Source organism: Microbacterium trichothecenolyticum (genome assembly GCF_000956465.1).
GTDB classification, from domain to species: domain Bacteria; phylum Actinomycetota; class Actinomycetes; order Actinomycetales; family Microbacteriaceae; genus Microbacterium; species Microbacterium trichothecenolyticum.
Map to the genome: position 1 here is coordinate 165108 of NZ_JYJA01000036.1, position 19555 is coordinate 184662.

Annotated in this window: 14 protein-coding genes; 8 read left to right on the plus strand and 6 right to left on the minus strand. The window is 70.2% G+C overall.

Annotation, left to right across the window (positions count from 1 at the left end; genetic code table 11):
- Positions 1 to 62: 62 nt before the first annotated feature.
- A complete protein-coding gene (gene rsmA, locus RS82_RS12400) occupies positions 63 to 923 on the minus strand; it encodes a 16S rRNA (adenine(1518)-N(6)/adenine(1519)-N(6))-dimethyltransferase RsmA (RefSeq protein WP_045299861.1) in 861 nt (286 codons plus the stop codon).
- A 180-nt stretch (positions 924 to 1103) separates the two neighbouring features.
- On the opposite strand from rsmA, the gene RS82_RS12405 reads away from it, so the two are divergent.
- Positions 1104 to 2564, plus strand: coding sequence for a sugar porter family MFS transporter (locus tag RS82_RS12405; RefSeq protein ID WP_045299862.1), 1461 nt, complete (start codon positions 1104 to 1106; stop codon positions 2562 to 2564).
- Positions 2565 to 2640: 76 nt separating this feature from the next.
- Entirely contained in the window at positions 2641 to 3945 is a 1305-nt protein-coding gene (locus RS82_RS12410) for an MFS transporter (RefSeq protein ID WP_045299864.1), read from the plus strand.
- Positions 3946 to 3957: 12 nt separating this feature from the next.
- Here the strand turns inward: RS82_RS12410 and RS82_RS12415 are convergent, their stop codons facing one another.
- The 4 genes from RS82_RS12415 to RS82_RS12430 form a co-directional block, all read right to left on the minus strand.
- Positions 3958 to 4479: an NUDIX hydrolase gene (locus RS82_RS12415; protein WP_052676821.1), complete on the minus strand. Its 522-nt coding sequence runs from the start codon at positions 4477 to 4479 to the stop codon at positions 3958 to 3960.
- Positions 4480 to 4497: 18 nt separating this feature from the next.
- The gene (locus RS82_RS12420) at positions 4498 to 5409 is read right to left on the minus strand and encodes a TatD family hydrolase (protein ID WP_045299866.1); all 912 of its coding nucleotides are present in this window, start codon (positions 5407 to 5409) and stop codon (positions 4498 to 4500) included.
- Positions 5409 to 6989: a methionine--tRNA ligase gene (gene metG / locus RS82_RS12425; RefSeq protein WP_045299868.1), complete on the minus strand. Its 1581-nt coding sequence runs from the start codon at positions 6987 to 6989 to the stop codon at positions 5409 to 5411. Before metG ends, RS82_RS12420 begins: the two co-directional genes overlap by 1 nt.
- Before the next feature lie 146 nt (positions 6990 to 7135).
- Positions 7136 to 8152 (minus strand): LacI family DNA-binding transcriptional regulator, encoded by a 1017-nt coding sequence (locus tag RS82_RS12430; protein ID WP_045299870.1) that lies wholly within the window; start codon positions 8150 to 8152, stop codon positions 7136 to 7138.
- Positions 8153 to 8349: 197 nt separating this feature from the next.
- Here RS82_RS12430 and RS82_RS12435 point away from each other — a divergent pair, with 197 nt between their 5' ends.
- The 5 genes from RS82_RS12435 to RS82_RS21955 all read left to right on the plus strand — a co-directional run bounded on the left by RS82_RS12435 (position 8350) and on the right by RS82_RS21955 (position 17108).
- Positions 8350 to 10371 carry a beta-galactosidase gene (locus RS82_RS12435; protein WP_045299872.1) on the plus strand — a complete coding sequence of 674 codons (2022 nt, stop codon included), beginning with the start codon at positions 8350 to 8352 and terminating at the stop codon, positions 10369 to 10371.
- Between the two features lie 42 nt (positions 10372 to 10413).
- Positions 10414 to 11643 (plus strand): sugar ABC transporter substrate-binding protein, encoded by a 1230-nt coding sequence (locus RS82_RS12440; protein ID WP_045299873.1) that lies wholly within the window; start codon positions 10414 to 10416, stop codon positions 11641 to 11643.
- Between the two features lie 154 nt (positions 11644 to 11797).
- On the plus strand, positions 11798 to 13417 hold the full coding sequence (locus RS82_RS12445; RefSeq protein ID WP_045299875.1) for an ABC transporter permease subunit: 1620 nt from the start codon (positions 11798 to 11800) through the stop codon (positions 13415 to 13417).
- Positions 13417 to 14337: a sugar ABC transporter permease gene (locus RS82_RS12450; RefSeq protein ID WP_045299877.1), complete on the plus strand. Its 921-nt coding sequence runs from the start codon at positions 13417 to 13419 to the stop codon at positions 14335 to 14337. The genes RS82_RS12445 and RS82_RS12450 overlap by 1 nt, the downstream gene beginning before the upstream one ends.
- A 41-nt stretch (positions 14338 to 14378) precedes the next feature.
- Entirely contained in the window at positions 14379 to 17108 is a 2730-nt protein-coding gene (locus tag RS82_RS21955; RefSeq protein WP_045299879.1) for a glycosyl hydrolase 53 family protein, read from the plus strand.
- A gap of 16 nt (positions 17109 to 17124) precedes the next feature.
- Here RS82_RS21955 and rsmI read toward each other — a convergent pair whose 3' ends face one another.
- Entirely contained in the window at positions 17125 to 17943 is an 819-nt protein-coding gene (gene rsmI, locus RS82_RS12460) for a 16S rRNA (cytidine(1402)-2'-O)-methyltransferase (protein ID WP_045299881.1), read from the minus strand.
- Positions 17944 to 17966: 23 nt separating this feature from the next.
- On the opposite strand from rsmI, the gene RS82_RS12465 reads away from it, so the two are divergent.
- Positions 17967 to 19550, plus strand: coding sequence for a dolichyl-phosphate-mannose--protein mannosyltransferase (locus RS82_RS12465; RefSeq protein ID WP_052676822.1), 1584 nt, complete (start codon positions 17967 to 17969; stop codon positions 19548 to 19550).
- Positions 19551 to 19555: the final 5 nt, after the last annotated feature.

Below are 19555 nucleotides of genomic sequence, written 5' to 3' on the forward strand. Positions count from 1 at the left end.
TCTGGAATGTTACCGGCATGTTTCGCACGACGGCCGACGGCACGGTGAAGATCTGCTGAATTTCAGCTTTCCGTCATGGTTCCCGAGGCTCGCGCGATGCGCACGTAGTCGTCGATCGAGAGGTCCTCGCCGCGGGCGGTGGGCGCGACCCCCGCGCTCTCCAGGATCACGGATGCCGCAGCCGCCGATCCCCCGAGCACGCCGGCCGTCGCCTGCCGGAGCATCTTGCGCCGCTGCTGGAACGCGGCATCCACGATCGCGAAGGTGCGCCTGCGCAGCTCCTCGTCGCCGCGCGGCTCGACGGCGCGATGGAAGCCGACGAGCACGCTGTCGACGTTGGGGACGGGCCAGAAGACCTGACGAGACACAGTGCCGGCAAGACGCCACGGCCCGTACCAGGCCGCCTTGACGCTCGGCGCCCCGTACACCTTCGACCCGGGCGGGGCGGCGAGTCGCTCCCCCACCTCGGCCTGGACCATCACGACGCCGCGGTCGAGCGCCGGGAAGTGCTCGAGGAAGTGCAGCAGCACCGGCACGCTGACGTTGTACGGCAGATTCGCCACGAGCACGGTCGGGTCGCCCGGCAGCTCGGTGACGCGCAGCGCGTCGGCGTCGACGACGGTGAGCGCACCGTCGGCGACCCCGTGGGCGGCCGCGGTGGCAGGCAGCCGCTCGGCCAGCCGGTGGTCGATCTCGACGGCGGTGACGGATGCCCCGGCCTCGAGGATGGCGAGGGTCAGCGAGCCGAGACCCGGCCCCACCTCGACGACGCGATCGCCCGGCCGGACCTCGGCGACGTGCACGATCTTGCGGACGGTGTTGGCGTCGACGACGAAGTTCTGCCCGAGTTTCTTGGTCGGCGTCACGTCGAGTTCGGCGGCCAGCGCGCGGATCTCGGCCGCACCGAGGAGAGTCACGGGCATGCGTTCACTGTACCCACGGTGACGTCGCCTTCCGGTCCGGTGCGGGGACGCACAGCGTCGGAGGCTCCGGGCGACACACCGGTTCGGGATGCTGCAGACCGGCGTGTCGGGCGAGACCTCCGATCCTGTGCACCGCGTGCCCTCTGCCGCCGGGGCGACCCGAACGCTAGCGTGACCAGCATGAACTCGACCGGATCGATCCCCGCAGACGCGTTCTCACTCCGCAGTCCCTACGGGCGGCGGGCGATCGGCCTGTCGGTCGCGGCCGCCGTCGGCGGATTCCTCTTCGGCTTCGACTCGTCGGTGATCAACGGCGCCGTCGACTCCATCTCGAAGGATTTCGGGCTCAACGACGTCATCACGGGGTTCGTCGTCGCGATCGCGCTGCTCGGCTGCGCGGTCGGTGCGATCATCGCCGGCAACCTGTCGGACCGGTGGGGGCGACTCCGGGTGATGTTCATCGGCGCGATCATGTTCTTCGCGAGCTCGATCGGCGCCGGCCTGGCGTTCTCCGCATGGGACCTCGCGTTCTGGCGCGTGATCGGCGGTCTGGGCATCGGCATCGCGTCCGTCGTCGCCCCCGCGTACATCGCCGAGATCGCGCCGCGTCAGGTCCGCGGTGGTCTGGCGTCGCTGCAGCAGCTGGCGATCACGATCGGCATCTTCGCGGCGCTCCTCTCGGACGCGCTGCTGGCGAATGCGGCGGGCGGCGCAGACAGCGTGCTGTGGTTCGGGCTCGAGGCGTGGCGGTGGATGTTCCTGGTCGGTGTGATCCCCTCTGCGGTCTACGGCATCCTGTCGTTCACCGTTCCCGAGTCGCCCCGTTACCTCATCTCCAAGGGCCGCACCGACGAAGCCCGCGAGATCTTCTCGCGGCTCATCCCGCCGGCCGATCTCGACCAGTCGATCCGGGAGCTCCAGAAGGCGATCGAGACCGACCGCAAGAACGCCGGCGTCTCGATCCGCGGCCCGGTGCTCGGGCTTCAGCGGATCGTCTGGGTCGGCATCATCCTCTCGGTGTTCCAGCAGTTCGTGGGCATCAACGTGATCTTCTACTACTCGACGAGCCTGTGGCAGTCCGTGGGCTTCGACGAGAGCGATTCGTTCACGATCAGCGTCGTCACGTCGATCACGAACGTGCTCGTCACACTCATCGCCATCTTCCTCGTCGACCGCGTGGGCAGGCGCCCGATCCTGCTCACGGGCTCCGTGATGATGACAGTCTCGCTGGGCCTCATGGCGCTGTCGTTCGTGTTCTCGACGACCGACGCCGAGGGCGCCGTCACGCTCCCCGCGCCGTGGGGGCCGATCGCCCTCGTCGCCGCGAACGTCTTCGTCGTCGGCTTCGGCGCCTCGTGGGGACCGCTGGTGTGGGTGCTGCTCGGCGAGATCTTCCCGAGTCGCATCCGCGGCAAGGCGCTGGGCGTCGCGGCCGGCGCCCAGTGGATCGCGAACTTCCTCATCACCATCTCGTTCCCCGCGATGTCGTCGTGGTCGCTGCCGCTCACGTACGGCATGTACGCACTGTTCGCAGCGCTGTCCTTCGTGTACGTGGCGTGGCGCGTGCCCGAGACCAAGGGCATGGACATCGAGCAGACCGAGACGTTGTTCACGCACAAGGGCGCCGCGAGCACGACCTGACCGCGCGCGAGACGCGGGTCGGATGCCGAGCGCCGCGCGTACCTCGGGCGTCCGCGGCCCCTCATAGGATGGCGGGATGCCTTCGCTCGGGGAACTGATCGCACCGCGGCGCCTCGGAACGGACTTCCGGTGGCTGCTCGCGTCGTCGTGGACCAGCAACCTCGGCGACGGCATCGCGCTCGCGGCCGCGCCGCTGCTGATCGCGTCGCTCACGTCGTCGCCGGTCCTCGTGGCGGCCGGCGCCATGATGCAGTTCCTGCCGTGGCTCCTCTTCGGCCTCCTCGCGGGCGCCGTCGCCGACCACCACGACCGGCGCCGGCTCGTGATGCTGGCGAACGGGCTGCGCGCGGTGATCGTGGCTGTGCTCGTGGCGTTCCTCGTCAGCGGACAGGCCACCGTGTGGCTGGTGCTGGCCGTGGCGTTCCTCTACGGCACCGCCGAGGTCTTCGCCGATTCCGCCGGCAGCACGCTGCTGCCGATGCTCGTGAAGCCGGCCGACCTCGGCATCGGGAATGCCCGCATGCAGGCCGGCTACCTCGTCGCGAACCAGCTCGCCGGGCCTCCGCTCGGGGCCTTCCTCTTCGCCGTGGGCTCGTTCTGGCCGTTCGTGCTGCAGGTGCTGTGCGTGGCGCTCGCGGTGCTGCTCATCGCCCGGATCGCGCGCACGCCGGTGCCCGAACACCCGGACTCGGAGCGCGGGACCAAGGCGCACGCCATCCGCGAGGGACTGCAGTGGCTGCGCCACAACGCACCGGTGCGCACGCTCGTCATCATCATCCTGGTGTTCAACGTCACCTGGGCCGCCCCCTGGGGTGTGCTCGTGCTCTACGCCACGGAGCACCTGGGAATGGGACCGGTCGGGTACGGCGCCCTCACGACTGCGGCCGCCCTCGGCGGCATCATCGCGATCTTCAGCTTCGGCTGGCTCGAGAAGCACGTGTCGTTCGCGACGCTCATGCGGATCTGCCTGTCGCTCGAGGTGCTCATGCACCTCTCGTTCGCCCTCACCACCTCGCCCGCTGTGGCCTTCGCCATCATGTTCGGCTTCGGCCTGTATGCGTTCGTGTGGGGCACCATCTCGACGACCGTCCGCCAGCGCCTCGTGCCGATGCAGCTGCAGGGCCGCATCGCCTCGGTGAACATGGTCGGCGTCTTCGGCGGCCTCGTGATCGGGCAGTTCATCGGTGGCATCCTGGCCCAGGTGTGGGGACTCACCGCGCCGTGGTGGTTCGCCTTCGGCGGCTCGCTCATCACGCTGCTGCTCGTATGGCGCTCGATCTCGCACATCGCGGCCGCGAAGCCGGTGCTCGATGCGGATGACGCAGAGGAGGTCGCCGGCGAGGACGAACCCGGCGCCGGCGGGATGCCGCTGATCGACTGAGCAGCGCCCGCCCTAGCCGCGCGGAGCGGTCACGAGCTCAGCCAGACGGTCTCCGAAGTGGGCGAGTCGGCGAGTCCACGGCCCCGCCATCTCGCCGGCCGTGCCACGGCGCATCGCCTCCGCGAGCGGGGCCCAGAAGCTCTCGCACACCTCGTCCGGGTCGAGCGCCAGGACCGGGTCGCCGGCCACGTGCGCGACGTAGAAATCGAACAACGCGGTCCGCTCGGTGAGGCGGCCGACGAGCCGCAGGTCCGCGGCCCGGACCTGCACGCCGGTCTCCTCGTGCAGTTCGCGCACGGCAGCCTGCTCGCTGGTCTCCCCCGTCAGCGCGCTCCCTGCCGGGAACTCCCACGTGAGGCCCCAGTCCTTGCCCTGGGCACGCCGGGTGAGCAGCACGAGCCCGTCGCCGCGCACCACGCACACCGACGCCACGATGTGGAACAGCCCTTCGGGGAACGCGGGATCGCCGCGGCGGTGGGTCCGGCCGATCGGTGCGCCGGCCGCATCCGTCAGGTCCCACAGCTCGTCGTCCACGATGTCCCCCGGTTCCGGTCAGTCCTCGAACGCTCCGTAGACCTCGAGCGTGTTCGCCGCGATCTGCGCGCACAGCTCGTCGAGGTCGACGCCGAGCTCGGCGGCCATGAAGCGCACCGTCACCGGGATCAGGTACGGCGCGTTCGGGCGGCCGCGATGCGGGGTCGGCGTGAGGAACGGGGCATCCGTCTCGACCAGGATCCGCTCGCGCGGGATCACCGCGAGCGCGTCGCGGAGGTTCTGCGCATTGTTGAAGGTGACGTTGCCGGCGAACGAGAGCCAGTAGCCGCGTTCGCCCGCGATGCGCGCCATGTCGGCGTCGCCCGAGAAGCAGTGGAAGACCGTGCGCTCGGGGGCGCCGACGCGCTCGAGCGTGGACAGCACGGCGTCATGCGCGTCGCGATCGTGGATCTGCATCGCGATCCGGTGCTTCTTCGCGAGCGCGATGTGCGCCTCGAAGCTCTCGAACTGCGCGGGCCGGCCGTCCTCGTCGGTGCGGAAGAAGTCGAGCCCGGTCTCGCCGATCGCCCGCACGCGCGGCTTCGCGGCGAGCTCGTCGATCACCGCGATCGCCTCGCTCAGACGCCCGGCGGCGTGGTACGCGGGTGCTTCGTTCGGGTGGATGGCGACCGCCGCGAGCACGCGGGGGTGGGATGCCGCCGCCCACGCCGACCAGCGGCTCGAGTCGATGTCGCCCCCCGCCTGCACCACGCCGACCACGCCGACCTCGCCCGCCCGCTCGAGCTGCTCGTCGAGCGACAGGCCGACGCCGTCCTCGATCTCGAGATGCGCGTGGTTGTCGTACACCGGAATCGCGAGGGGCTCGGGCGACGCCGGGTACGTGACGTCACGCGATCCCTTCTCGCGGGTGCGCACGTACTGCGACGGGTCTGACCCCGCGTCGGGATACGGGACCGGCGGTGTCGCCATCAGACCGACTGCTCGACGCGCGGGAACAGCGGTGCGAGGCCGTTCACGCTGGAGCCCGGCTTCAGAACGCCCCACGCGCCCGCATCCCGGATGGGCTGGTCCTGCAGACGCCCGATGGACTCGGCCGCGCCGAGCGCGATCCAGAGCTTCTCCGTCGAGACGGGCATGACCGGCGACAGCAGGACGGCGAGGGCGCGCAGGCCCTCGGCCGCGGTGTAGAGCACCGTGCCGAGGCGCTCGCGCTCGGCGTCGTCCTTGGCGAGCGCCCACGGCTCGTTCTCGGTGATGTACAGGTTGAGCGCGTCGACGATCGTCCAGATCGCGTGGATCGCCTCATCGATGCGGAACCGCTCGATCGCGGCGTCGGCGTGGGCGGCAGCATCCGCCACCGTCTTCTGGATGTGCAGGTCGGCGTCGGTGTAGGCGCCCGCCGGCGGCACGACACCCTCGAAGTACCGCTCGATCATCGCGGTCGTGCGCGACGCGAGGTTGCCGAAGCCGTTGGCGAGCTCGGCCTGGTAGCGGGCGGAGAGGTCCTCCCACGAGAACGAGCCGTCCTGGCCGAACGCGATCGCCGACAGGAAGTAGAAGCGGTAGGCGTCCGAGCCGAAGACGTCGGTGATCTCGGTCGGCGCGATGCCGGTGAGCTTCGACTTCGACATCTTCTCGCCGCCGACGAGCAGCCAGCCGTGGGCGAAGACGCCGCGCGGCACCTCGAGGCCCGCAGCCATCAGCATCGCCGGCCAGATGACGGCGTGGAAGCGCAGGATGTCCTTGCCGACGATGTGGTACGCCGGCCAGCGGCGGGCGAACTCCTCGGGGTCCTCGCCGTAGCCGATCGCCGTGGCGTAGTTGAGCAGCGCGTCGACCCACACGTAGATGACGTGCGACTCGTCCCACGGGAGCGGGATGCCCCAGTCGAAGGCCGAGCGCGAGATCGACAGGTCCTTGAGCCCGTTCTTCACGAACGACACGACCTCGTTGCGCGCTGATTCGGGGCGCACGAAGTCCGGGACAGTCGAGTAGAGCTCGAGCAGCTTGTCCTGGAACTCGCTGAGCTTGAAGAAGTAGTTCTTCTCCTGCAGCAGCTCGAGGGGCTTGGAGTGTATGGCGCAGACCTTGAGGCCCTCGAACGCGCCGGTGCCGTCGACGATCTCGGACTCGGGCTTGAACTCCTCGCAGCCCACGCAGTACAGCGCCTCGTACTCGCCGGCGTAGATGTAGCCGCGGTCGTAGATCGCCTGCACGAACTGCTGCACGCGCTCCTCGTGACGCTGCTGCGTCGTGCGGATGAAGTCGTCGTTGGCGACGTCCAGCGTCTTCAGCAGGGGGAACCACGCCTCGGTGACGAGCTTGTCGACCCACTCCTGGGGCGTCACGTTGTTCGCCGACGCGGCGCGCATCATCTTCTGGCCGTGCTCGTCGGTGCCCGTCAGCATCCAGGTGTCGTCGCCCGCCTGGCGGTGCCAGCGCGCGAGGGTGTCGACCGCCACGGTGGTGTAGCCGTGGCCGATGTGGGGCACGTCGCTCGGATAGTAGATCGGCGTCGTGATGTAGAAGGACGAGGGGCCGGAAGTCACCCGACGAGTCTAGTCAGCGCGGATGCCCCGCCCGCCGCTGTGACCGGACGCCGCCGTCCGGACCCGCCGATGCGCCCGAACGTAACACTCGGGCCCTGCGTTTCACGGGCGCCGTGCGTCACGCGGTCGCGGCGACGCGCGTCGCCTCAGGCGCTGTCGCGGACGACCAGCGTCGTCGGGAGCGTGATGGGCGCGGGCCGCGCGCCGCCGATCACCTCGAGCAGCGTCGACACCATCTCGCTGCTCAGACGCTCCCAGGGCTGACGCATCGTCGTGAGGGCCGGCTCATGCGTCGCGGCGAGACCGGAGTCGTCGAATCCCGCCACGGCGATGTCTTCCGGCACGCGCAGGCCCGCCTTGCGCAGCGTGGCGATGGCGCCGGCGGCCATCATGTCGCTGGCGGCGAAGACGGCGTCGATGTCACGGGTGCGCTCCAGCAGTCGCGCCATCGCGAGCGCGCCCGACTCCTGGCCGTAGTCGCCCTCCTCGACGAGGGCGGGGTCGAAGTCGTCCCCCATCTCCTTCTCGAATCCGACGAGGCGGAATTTGCCACCCGGCGTGTCGTGGGGTCCGGCGATCATCGCGATGCGCCGGTGCCCCCGTCCGCGGAGGTACCGCGTCATCTCGCGGGCCGAGGCGATCTCATCGACCGAGACGGTCGGCACCTGGGCTTCATGGCCGAGCGGGATGCCGCAGCACACGGTGGGCACGCCCGCCTCGAGCAGCTCGTCGACCAGCGGATCGGACTCGTGCGACGAGATGAGCAGCACGCCGTCGACGTGACCCGCGCTCACGAAGTGGGCGACGTTGGCGCGCTCCGCCGGCGTGCCGGCGACCAGCAGCACGAGCGTCATGGACCGCTGCGCCAGAGCCTCGGCCGCGCCGCGCAGCAGGAGCGCGAACGTCGGGTCCTGGAAGAGCAGGTGCTGCGGCTCGGTCAAGAGGAATGCGAGCGAGCCCGCACGCCCGGTGGCGAGACTGCGCGCCGCGTGGTTCGCGGTGTACCCGGTGCGCCGGATCGCCTCTTCGACGGCCACGCGCGCGTCGGGCGACACCCAGTGCCCGCCGTTGATCACCCGTGACACGGTGCCGCGCGAGACACCCGCGGCCGCCGCGACATCGCGGATCGTCGGTTTGCGTCGCACGGACGTCGTCTCCTCCACGACGAGCGACTCTACCCCCGTGACGGGGCGAATCGCGCGCAGACACGATGCCGACTGTGACCGGTCACAGTTACGTAACGGTTCCCGGACCGAGCCTGCGTCGAGGCATCCGTCCGGGTAAGACTGTGACCGGTCACAGCCTTCACGTGGCCCGAAGCGAACTGCAGCACGAACTGCACCGACCCGATGGAGCGTCCATGACCTCGCCCGACCGCTGGCCCGAGATCCGGGGCATCGCCTACGGAGGCGACTACACCCCCGAGCAGTGGCCGCGAGAGGTGTGGCACGAGGACGTCGCCCTCATGCGCGAGGCCGGCGTCAACCTGGTCAGCGTCGGGATCTTCGCCTGGGCCCTCATCGAGACGAGCGAAGGGGTCTTCGACTTCACGTGGCTCGACGAGCTGCTCGACCTGCTGCACGAGAACGGGATCTCGGTCGACCTCGGCACGCCCACGGCATCCCCGCCGGCGTGGTTCTTCGCGAACCACCCCGACGCCCGGGTGGTCTCGCGCGACGGCGTCACGATGGGGTTCGGCGCACGCGGCATGGCATCGCACGCATCACCCGCCTACCGTGAGGCGATCGTGCGGATCGCGTCGGCGCTCGCCGAGCGCTACGGCTCGCACCCCGCGGTCGTCATGTGGCACGTCCACAACGAGTACGGCGTGCCGGTCGGCGAGGACTACTCCGAGCAGTCGGTGCGTGCCTTCCGCGGTTGGCTGCGCGAGAAGTACGCCACGCTCGACGGGCTCAACGCGGCGTGGGGCACCTCGTTCTGGGGGCAGCGCTACGGCGAGTGGGACCACGTCGGCGCCCCGGCGGCGGCACCCTCCGTCGTCAACCCCGCACAGCGCCTGGATTTCGCCCGCTTCACCGACGCGCAGCTGCGCGCCTGCTTCGTCGCCGAGCGCGACGCGATCCGCGCCCACGCGACGCAGCCCATCACCACGAACTTCATGGCGAACCAGAGCTGGACCACCGACCTCTGGGCATGGGCCCGCGAAGTCGACATCGTCTCGGACGACCACTACCTGTGGGCGGCCGACCCCGAGGGCGAGATCGGCCTCGCGATCGCGGCCGATCTCTCCCGCTCGGTCGGCGGCGGCACGCCGTGGATCCTCATGGAGCACTCCACGTCGGCGGTCAACTGGCAGCCGCGCAACGTCGCCAAGCGGCCGGGTGAGATGGCCCGCAACTCCCTGGCGCATCTCGCACGCGGGGCCGACGCGATCCTCTTCTTCCAGTGGCGCGCGTCACGCTCGGGCGCCGAGAAGTTCCACTCGGCGATGATCCCCCACGCCGGCACCTCCTCTCGCGTCTGGCGCGAGGTCGTCGAGCTCGGCGACGCGCTGGAACGCCTCGAAGAGGTGCGCGGTTCGCGGGTCGCGGCGGACGTCGCCATCCTGTGGGACTTCGAGTCGTTCTGGGCGCAGGACCTCGAGTGGCGCCCGTCGGTCGACGTGTCGCACGCCGACCAGATCCGCGCGTTCTACGAGCGCCTGTGGCGCGACGGCATCACGGTGGACTTCGCCCTGCCCGGCCAGGACCTCTCGGCGTACAAGCTCGTGGTCGCCCCGGCGCAGTACCTGCTGAGCGTCGCGGACGCCGCGAACCTCACCCGCTACGTCGAGGCCGGCGGCACGCTCGTGGTCTCCTTCTTCTCGGCCATCGTCGACGAGAACGACGCCGTGCACGCGGGCGGCTTCGTCGCACCGCTGCGCGACGCGCTCGGCGTCGTCGTGGAGGAGTTCCTTCCGCTCCGCGAGGGCGCCCGGCACACGGTCGAGTGGGCGGGGTCGGGGTCGACATCCACCCTCGTCGCGGATGCCTGGCAGGAGGACCTCGTCCTGCACGGTGCCGAGGTCAAGGCGACGTACGTCGACGGTCCCGGCGCCGGCAAGGCGGCGATCACGCGTCACGCGCACGGCACCGGGCACGGCTGGTACATCAGCACGCGATTGGATGCCGCGAGCCTCGGCACCGTCATGTCCGACGTGTACGCCGACGCCGGCGTCGCCCCCTCGGGCCACCCCGAAGGCCTCGAGGTCGTCGTCCGCCGCGGCGACGACGCGGACTACGCGATCGCGATCAACCACCGCGACGACGACGCCTCCCTCGCGGCATCCGGTGTCGAGCTCCTCACCGGCGCGGACGTCGACGGCGAACTCCTCGTGCCCGCCGGCGGCGTCGCGGTCGTCCGCACGCCGCACACCCCCTGACCCACCCGAACCCTGCAACACCACATCACCGAAAGGGAAACCATGCGAAAGCAGATCGCACTCGGAGCGCTGGCGCTCACGGCAGCGGTCGTCCTCGCCGGCTGCGCCGGCGGAGGCTCGTCCGACAACGCCGACGACGCGGCCGACAGCAGCGCCGAGCTCGTCGTCTGGACCGACGAGGAGCGCCAGACGGCGGTCAAGGACGCGGCCAAGGCCTTCGAGGAGGAGACCGGCGCCACCGTCAAGATCGTCAAGAAGAACTTCGAGGACCTCCGCAACGACTTCATCGCGCAGGTGCCGACCGGCGAGGGCCCCGACATCACCGTGGGCGCGCACGACTGGCTGGGCGCGCTCGTCGCCGCCGGTGTCGTCGACACGATCGACCTCGGCGACAAGGCGTCGGAGTTCGAGCCCGTCGCCCTCGAGGCCATGACCTACGACGGTCAGCTGTACGCGCTCCCCTACTCGCTCGAGACGATCGCGCTCGTGCAGAACGTCGACCTCGTGGGCGCCGAGGCCCCCACGTCGTGGGACGACATGATCCAGAAGGGCCTGGCGTCCGGCGCCGAGCGTCCGTTCGTCATCAACACCGCCGGCGAGACCGGCGACGGCTACACGATGTACGGCTTCCAGACGTCGTTCGCCGCCCCCGTCTTCGTGCAGGACGCGTCGGGCTCGTACACCACCGAGGTCGGCATGGGCGGCGCCGCGGGCGAGGCGTTCGCGACCTGGCTCGGCGCCAACGGCACCTCGGGCACCGGCTACATCTCGACCACCGTCGACTACGACATCAACAACGAGCTGTTCAACAGCGGCAAGGCGCCCTACACGATCCAGGGTCCGTGGGCGATCAGCGCGTACACCGACGTGAAGAACATCGCCGTGAACCCGATCCCCTCGGCGGGCGGCGAGACGGCTGCCCCGTTCGTGGGCGTGCAGGGCTTCTACCTCAGCTCGCAGTCGAAGAACGCGCTGCTCGCGCAGGAGTTCCTCGTGAACTACCTCGGCACCGAGGAGGCGCAGCGCGCCCTTTACGAGGCCGACCCCCGCATCCCGGCGTGGTCGACGCTGGCCACCGAGGTCTCGTCCGACCCGATCATCGCGGGCTTCCTCGCGTCGGCGCAGAACGGCGTCCCGATGCCGAGCATCCCCGAGATGGGCTCGGTGTGGGATCTCTGGAACGCCGCGCAGTCGCAGATCATCAGCGGCGCCGACCCCGTGTCGACGTGGAACACGATGGTCGCCGACGTCCAGGCCGCGGTCGAGGGCTGATCCCGGCCGGCTGAACCCGGCCACCGACACGGTGGCCGACATGCTCCGGGAGGCGGGTGAGTGCCTCTCCCCGCCTCCCGGATCCCAACCTCTTCCCGGATCGACCCGATCCCCCTCACGCCCGGCGATGAGGCCCCGTGACAGGAGCAGACGCATGACGGTGGACGCCCCCACCCTCCCCCAGGCGCCGGCACAGACGCCGCCGCCCGAATCGCACGCCCGCCGCTGGCGCGGCCCCGGCTGGGGCTTCCTCGCGAAGCTCGCCCTGATGGCCCTCGTGAACGCCTTCGGCGTGATGACGCTGCTGAGCGCATTCCGCGTCGAGTCGTGGGTCGTGTTCTCGGCGACGCTCGTGCTGCTCCTCGCCGCCGACGTCGTCTACTTCACCAAGCGCGCGCTGCCGCTCAAGTACCTGCTGCCGGGCCTGGCCTTCCTGCTCGTCTTCCAGGTCTTCATCTTCGGCTACACCGCGTACATCGCCTTCACCAACTACGGCACCGGTCACGCCGGCACCCAGGAGCAGGCGGTCGAGGCCGCGCTCATCCAGGGCGAGCGTCGCATCGAGGACTCCCCCACCTATCCGCTCTCGGTCGTCGAGCGCGTCGGCGAGGTCGGCTTCGCGATCGTCGACGAGGACGGCGACGTGCTCGTCGGCTCCGCCGAGCAGCCGCTCGAGGACGCCCGCGGCGCCGAGGTCGGCAGCGCCGGGTCCCCCACGGAGGTCCCGGGCTGGGAAGTCGTGCCGCGCGCCACGGTCATCACCGACGCCGCCCTGCAGGAGCAGATCGCGAGCCTGCGCGTGCCGGTCTCCGAAGACCCCAACGACGGCTCGATCCGCACGCGTGACGGCTCTTCGGGCGCCGTCTACGAATCGACGCTGGTATGGGATGCCGGGGCCCAGACCATCACCGACACCACCACCGGCACCGTCTACACCGCGAACGACGAGGGACTGTTCGTCGCCGAGGACGGCTCGGCTCTCCCCACGGGCTGGTACGTCAACGTCGGGTTCGACAACTTCTTCCGGCTGTTCACCGACCCCGCTCTCGCACAGACGCTGCTCTCCGTCACCGTCTGGACGTTCGTCTTCGCGACGTTGTCGGTCGTGCTGCCCTTCGCGCTCGGCCTCCTGCTCGCCCTCATCTACAACGACGCGCGCCTCAAGGGCCGCCGGTTCCTCAGGACGCTGTACATCCTCCCCTACGCCTTCCCCGCGTTCATGTCGGCGCTGCTGTTCCGCGGCATGTTCAACGCCGAGTTCGGCGTGATCAACGACCTGTTCTTCTTCGGCGCGAACATCAACTGGCTCGGGGACCCATGGCTCGCCCGCGCGGCCGTCGTGTGGGTGAACCTGTGGCTCACGTACCCGTACTACTTCCTCGTGTGCACCGGCGCGCTGCAGGCGCTCCCGCAAGACACCCTCGAGGCGGCATCCCTCGACGGCGCCGGCCGATCACGGCAGCTGCGCTCGATCATCCTCCCGCTCGTGCTCGTGGCCACCGCGCCCCTGCTGATCTCCTCGTTCGCGTTCAGCTTCAACAACTTCACCGTCATCTACATGTTCAACAACGGCGGCCCGGCGATCCCCGGTGCCCCGTACGCGCTCGGGGCCACCGACATCCTGATCTCCGCCATCTACGACATCTCCGGTGTGTCTGGCGGTGCCGCGGACTACGGCCTCGCGAGCGCCCTGTCGATCCTCGTGTTCGCCGTCGTCGGGGGCATCTCGGCGATCGCGTTCCGTCAGACCCGCAAGCTCGAGGAGTTCCAGTGATGTCCACCGCCACCGATGTCGCCACGGGACCGACCACCCGCGCACCCGGCGCCCCTCGCGACCGCCGCAGCGCACGCCGACGCCGCTGGCTGCTCGAGGTCGGCTGGAAGTACCTGCTCGCCGTCGTCGTGATCTTCTACGCGATCTTCCCGCTCGTGTACGTGCTGTCGGCGTCCCTCAACCCGAACGGCACGCTCGCCGCCAGCAACGCCCTCTTCAGCGTCGTCGACCTGTCGAACTACGCCGCCCTCGGCGAGACGAGCTTCTGGACGTGGGCGGGCAACACCCTCCTCATCGGCGGCATCGCCTCGGTCGGCGCCGTGCTGATGGGCGCCGCGGCCGCGTACGCGTTCTCGCGCTTCCGGTTCTCGGGCCGCCGAGCGGGGCTCACCGGACTCCTCATCATCCAGATGTTCCCGCAGGCGCTCGCGTTCGTCGCGATCTTCCTGATGCTGCTGGGTCTCGGCGAGGTCGTGCCGGCACTCGGCCTCAACTCCAAGATCGCGCTCATCTGCGTGTACCTCGGCGGCGCGCTCGGCGTGAACACGTTCCTCATGTACGGCTTCTTCAACACCGTGCCGATCGAGATCGACGAGTCCGCCAAGATCGACGGCGCATCCCACGCCCAGATCTTCTGGCGGCTGATCTTCCCGCTCGTGACGCCGATCCTCGCGGTCGTGGCACTTCTCGCCTTCATCGCGGCGTTCGGCGACTACATCATCGCCAAGATCGTGCTCGTCTCGGAGGACAACTGGACCCTCGCGGTCGGCATGTACCAGTGGGTCTCGAACCAGCTCGCCTCCAACTGGGGTCTGTTCGCCGCCGGTGCGGTGATCGCCGCGATCCCCGTGCTCGTCCTGTTCCTGTCGCTGCAGCGCTACATCGTCGGCGGCCTCACCGCGGGGTCCGTCAAGGGCTGATCCTCAGCCGCCCCCAGATCAACGTCGATCGGAGAACCCACGTGTCTCACCACCCTCGTTCCGCGCGCCTCGCGGCGGTCGCGGCATCCCTCGCCCTGGTCATCACCGGGCTCGCGGCATCCCCCGCCGCCGCGGACGACGGCCCCGTCGAGGCCGGCATCACCGTCCCGAAGGTCGAGAACCTCGCGGCTGATTTCATCAGCGGCGTCGACGTGTCGTCGGCGATCGCGCTCGAGGAGTCCGGTGTCGTCTTCCGCGACGCGGCCGGGCAGCCCGCCGACCTGTTCGACGTCCTCGCCGACGCCGGCGTCACCGACGTCCGCGTACGCGTGTGGAACGATCCGTTCGACGCCGCCGGCAACGGCTACGGCGGCGGTGACAACGACGTCGCGCACGCCGTCCAGATCGGGAAGCGGGCGACGGACGCCGGACTCGGTGTGCTCGTCGACTTCCACTACTCCGACTTCTGGGCCGACCCCGCGAAGCAGAAGGCTCCGAAGGCCTGGGCGGCCGAGACCCTGGCCGAGAAGGCCGTCGCGGTGAACGACTTCACGACGGATGCGCTGGAGGAGCTCAAGATCGCGGGCGTCGACGTGCAGATGGTGCAGGTCGGCAACGAGACCAACAACGCGGTCGCCGGTGTCAGCGGGTGGGACGGCATGGCGCAGATCTTCTCCGCCGGCTCGGCGGCGGTGCGCGCGGTGTTCCCGAGCGCCCTCGTCGCGGTGCACTTCACGAACCCCGAGTCCAGCGGGCGCTACGCCGGCTACGCGGCGAACCTCGCTTCACGCGGCGTCGACTACGACGTGTTCGCCTCGAGCTACTACCCGTACTGGCACGGCACCGTCACGAACCTCACTTCGGTGCTGAAGAACGTCGCCGACACGTACGGCAAGAAGGTCATGGTGGCCGAGACCTCGTGGGCGTACACGCTCGAGGACGGCGACGGCCACGGCAACGTCATCGACCTCCCCTCGGAGGCCACGCAGTACCCGGTCAGCGTGCAGGGGCAGGCCGACGCCGTGCGCGACGTGATCCAGGCGGTCGCGAACGTCGGCACCGCGGGCATCGGCGTCTTCTACTGGGAGCCCGCGTGGCTCCCCGTCGGACCGCCCTCGGCGCTCGATGCGAACAAGGCGCTGTGGGAGGCGCACGGATCGGGCTGGGCCTCGAGCTACGCCGGCGAGTACGATCCGGACGACGCCGGCCAGTGGTACGGCGGCTCCGCGTGGGACAACCAGGCGCTGTTCGCGCACGACGGCACGCCCCTGGAGTCTCTCCACGTGTTCGCCTACGCCCGCACCGGCGCCGTCGCGCCGCGCGAGGTCACCGCGGTCGCGCCCGTGAACCTCACCGTCGCCGAGGGCGATGCGCTCGCCCTCCCCGCCACCGTCACCGTGTCGTACAACGACCGCTCGTCCGAGACGCAGCCGGTCACGTGGTCCGACGCCGCGAAGTGGATCGACGGCCCCGGCACCTATTCGATCGCCGGCGTCACCGCGTCGGGCCTCGCGGCGACGGCCACGCTCATGGTCGCGCAGAAGAACCTGCTTCGCAGCCCCGGGTTCGAGGGCGACAGCAGCGCGTGGACGAAGACAGGCGGCGGCCTCACCATCGGCGCGTGGGACGACCCGCGCACCGGTGAGCGCTCGGCGCATTTCTGGGCCGCGAACGCCTACTCCTTCACCCTGTCGCAGCGCGTGGACGCCGTCCCCGCCGGATCGTACGTCGTGCGCGGCGCGCTGCAGGGCGACGGAGAGGATGCCGCGAGCAGCGTGCGCCTGATCGTCTCGAGCGCGTCCGGCGAGGCATTCGTCCCCTTCTCGATGGACGGGTGGCGCAACTGGTCGGCGCCGACCAGCGCACCGATCGACGTGCCCGCGGGCGGCAGCGTCACCGTCACCGTCACCGCGACCCTCTCCGGCGGGGCGTGGGGCACGATCGACGACATCGAGCTCGTGCGTGCCACGCCGACCGGTGTCGATACCTCCGCCCTCGCCGCGGCACTCGCGGACGCCGAGGCGATCGAGACGTCCGGCCACACGCCCGCGACTGCGGCCGCCCTGCAGGCGGCGATCGAGAGGGCGCACATCGTGCTGTCGGCGGATGCCCCGTCCCGCACCGCCGTCGACGCAGCGACCACCGCCCTGGCCGGCGCCGTCGACGGGCTGCTGGTGCTCGACACGGCCGCCAGAGCTCCGGGCCGCGGCATCCTGTCGCACGACAACGGGTGGGACACCGGCCTCAAGGACGGCGCGTACACCGTGCGCATGAACCTCTGGTGGGGCGAGAACGCGACGAAGCTGCGCCTGTTCGAGAACGGCGAGCGCATCGCCACCGTGGCACTCGGGTACGGAGGCGTCGGCGCGCAGTCGGCCGAGATCCCGGTCACCGGGAAGAAGAACGGCGTCTACGTCTACACCGGCGAGCTCGTGAACTCGAAGGGCACCACCGCGCTGCAGCCGGTGACCGTCACGGTGACCGACGCGTCTCCTGGGAAGCCCGTGCTGAGCCACGACGACAAGGATGGCGACGGCACCTACACGCTGACCGCGGACCTCTGGTGGGGCACGAACGCGACGAGCTACCGCTTCTACGAGGGCGCCACCCTCATCGGCGAGGGTGCACTCGTCGCGGCGACGCCGGGCGCGCAGCGTGCGACGCTCTCCGTCACCGGCGCCACGCGCGGCACGCACACCTACCGCGTCGTCTTCGCGAACGACGCCGGCGCGGCCACGAGCAAGGACCTCGCCGTCACCGTGCGCGGATGACCTCGCGGCGCCGTCGCTACCCGCGGACGGAGAGCGCGGCCTGATAGAGCTCGCGGCTGGAGTGTCCGGTGAGTCCGGACACTTCGGCCGCGGCCTCTTTCAGACGCGTGCCGCCGCGGACGAGCTCGAGCACCTGCGTGACCGCATCAGGGAACGCGACGCCGCGCGCGGGCGCGCCCTCGACGACGATCACGAGCTCGCCCCGGACGCCGGACCCTGCCCACGAGGCGAGCTCGGCGAGGGTGCCGCGCGCGACCTCCTCGTGCAGCTTCGTCAGCTCACGGCACACGGCACCGCGACGATCGTCACCGAACTCGGACGCCATGTCGGCGAGCGTCGCGGCGACGCGCGACGGCGCTTCGAAGAAGACCATGGTGCGCGTCTCGGTGCTCAGCGCGCGCAAGGCCGCACCGCGCTCCCCCGCCTTGCGGGCGACGAAGCCCTCGAACGTGAAGCGGTCGGTCGGCAGCCCCGATACGGCGAGCGCCGTCACGACCGCGCTCGGCCCGGGGATCGCCGTGACGTCCACGCCGGCCGCTGCGGCCGCCGCGACGAGGCCGTAGCCGGGGTCGCTCACGGTGGGCATTCCGGCATCGCTCAGCACGAGCACGTCCTGCTCGCGCGCGAGCTCCACGAGCTCTGGCGCCCGCTCCTTCTCGTTGTGGTCGTGCAGCGCGATGAGCCGTGGCCGGTTCGCGATGCCGAGCGCGGCCAGCAGACGCTGGGTCGTTCGGGTGTCCTCCGCGGCGACGATGGTCGCCTCCTCAAGGGCCTCGACCAGCCGGCGGGACGCGTCCCCGAGGTTTCCGATCGGGGTCGCCGCGAGGATGATCACCCCCTCAGCCTAAACTTGACCGGGTGACGGATGCCGCGCGGCTCGAGGCCGACCAGCCCGCCGCGCCGCTGAACCCCCCGGCACGACCGAGCGTGTACGACCGCTTCGCCCGCCGGCTGAGCGAGGACGCGCGTGCACGGCGGCTGTATCGGTGGCTCGGTCCTGCGATCGTCCTGGTGATCGCCGCGGTCCTGCGGCTGTGGAACCTCGCCGCGGCGCACGACCTGATGAACCAGTTCGACGAGACGTACTACGTCAAGGACGCCTGGACGCTGCTCCGCCTCGGGTACGAGGCATCCTGGCCCGCGGGCGCCAACGAGAGCTTTCTTTCGGGCGATGTGAACGTGTTCACGACCAATCCGTCGTTCGTGGTGCATCCGCCCCTCGGCAAGTGGATCATCGCGCTGGGCATGGCGGTGCTCGGGCCGGACTCCGGCTGGGGCTGGCGCATCACGACGGCGCTCCTCGGCATCGGTTCGGTGCTGGTGCTCATGCTCATCGCGAAGCGCCTCACCCGCTCGACCACGTTCGCCGTCGTGGCGGGCCTGCTCATGGCGGTCGACGGCCTCGCCATCTCGATGAGCCGCATCGCGCTGCTCGACACGTCGCTCACGTTCTTCGTGCTGCTCGCCTTCCTGTTCGTGCTGCGCGATCGCGAGCGCACGATGACGCGCATCGCCCACATCGTCGCGGCCCGCTACGACGGTGACGCGCCGCCCTCCTGGGGACCGGTCCTCTGGAACCGGCCCTGGATCATCGCCGCGGGCGCCGCGCTCGGGGCGGCCAGCGCCGTGAAGTGGTCGGGCGCGTGGGTGCTCGCCGGGCTCGGGGTCTACCTCGTCGTCACGGACGCGCTGGCCCGACGCCGCGCGGGCGTGCTGTTCTGGCCGACGGATGCTGTGCGCCAAGGCTTCGCCACGTTCGTGCTGTTCGTCCCGGTCGCCCTCGTCGTCTATGTCGCGTCGTGGTCGGGCTGGCTGTTCGGCTCAGGAGGCTACGACCGCCAGGCCGGGAGCAACCCGCTCCAGAGCCTCTGGATCTACCACGTCGCGATGTACAAGTCCACGGCCGGGATCACGTCCGGGCACTCCTACGCGAGCCCGGCGTGGCAGTGGCCGCTGCTGTGGCGTCCCACCGGCGTCTACTACCACCACGATGCGATGGGCGTGAACGGCTGCACGTCCCCGAGCGGATGCGTGGATGTGATCTCGACGATGCCGAACCCGCTGATCTGGTACGCCGGGGTGGCCGCCGTGCTGTACCTCGCGTACCGCTTCGTGGTGGCGCGCGACTGGCGCTACGCACTCGTTCTCACCGGGGTCGCCGTCACCTACGTGCCGTGGCTGTTCCTGCCCGAGCGCACGATCTTCCAGTTCTACACGGTGCTGATCCTGCCGTTCATGCTGCTTGCGCTCACCTTCGCGCTGAAGGACATCGCCGGTTCGCCGTCGGCGGACTCCTACCGCCGGCTCACAGGTCAGCGCCTGGTGCTGGTCTTCCTCGTCGTCGCGCTCGCACTGTCGGCGTTCTGGTACCCGATCATCTCCGCGATGACGGTGCCCTACGACTTCTGGCACCTGCACATGTGGGTGAACAGCTGGGTCTGAGAGCG

Bases quoted from the DNA above. Each gene is read 5' to 3' on its own strand.
- rsmA (WP_045299861.1), bottom strand. From the start codon at position 923: ATGCCCGTGACTCTCCTCGGTGCGGCCGAGATCCGCGCGCTGGCCGCC.
- RS82_RS12405 (WP_045299862.1), top strand. From the start codon at position 1,104: ATGAACTCGACCGGATCGATCCCCGCAGACGCGTTCTCACTCCGCAGT.
- RS82_RS12410 (WP_045299864.1), top strand. From the start codon at position 2,641: ATGCCTTCGCTCGGGGAACTGATCGCACCGCGGCGCCTCGGAACGGAC.
- RS82_RS12420 (WP_045299866.1), bottom strand. From the start codon at position 5,409: ATGGCGACACCGCCGGTCCCGTATCCCGACGCGGGGTCAGACCCGTCG.
- RS82_RS12435 (WP_045299872.1), top strand. From the start codon at position 8,350: ATGACCTCGCCCGACCGCTGGCCCGAGATCCGGGGCATCGCCTACGGA.
- RS82_RS12440 (WP_045299873.1), top strand. From the start codon at position 10,414: ATGCGAAAGCAGATCGCACTCGGAGCGCTGGCGCTCACGGCAGCGGTC.
- RS82_RS12445 (WP_045299875.1), top strand. From the start codon at position 11,798: ATGACGGTGGACGCCCCCACCCTCCCCCAGGCGCCGGCACAGACGCCG.
- RS82_RS12450 (WP_045299877.1), top strand. From the start codon at position 13,417: ATGTCCACCGCCACCGATGTCGCCACGGGACCGACCACCCGCGCACCC.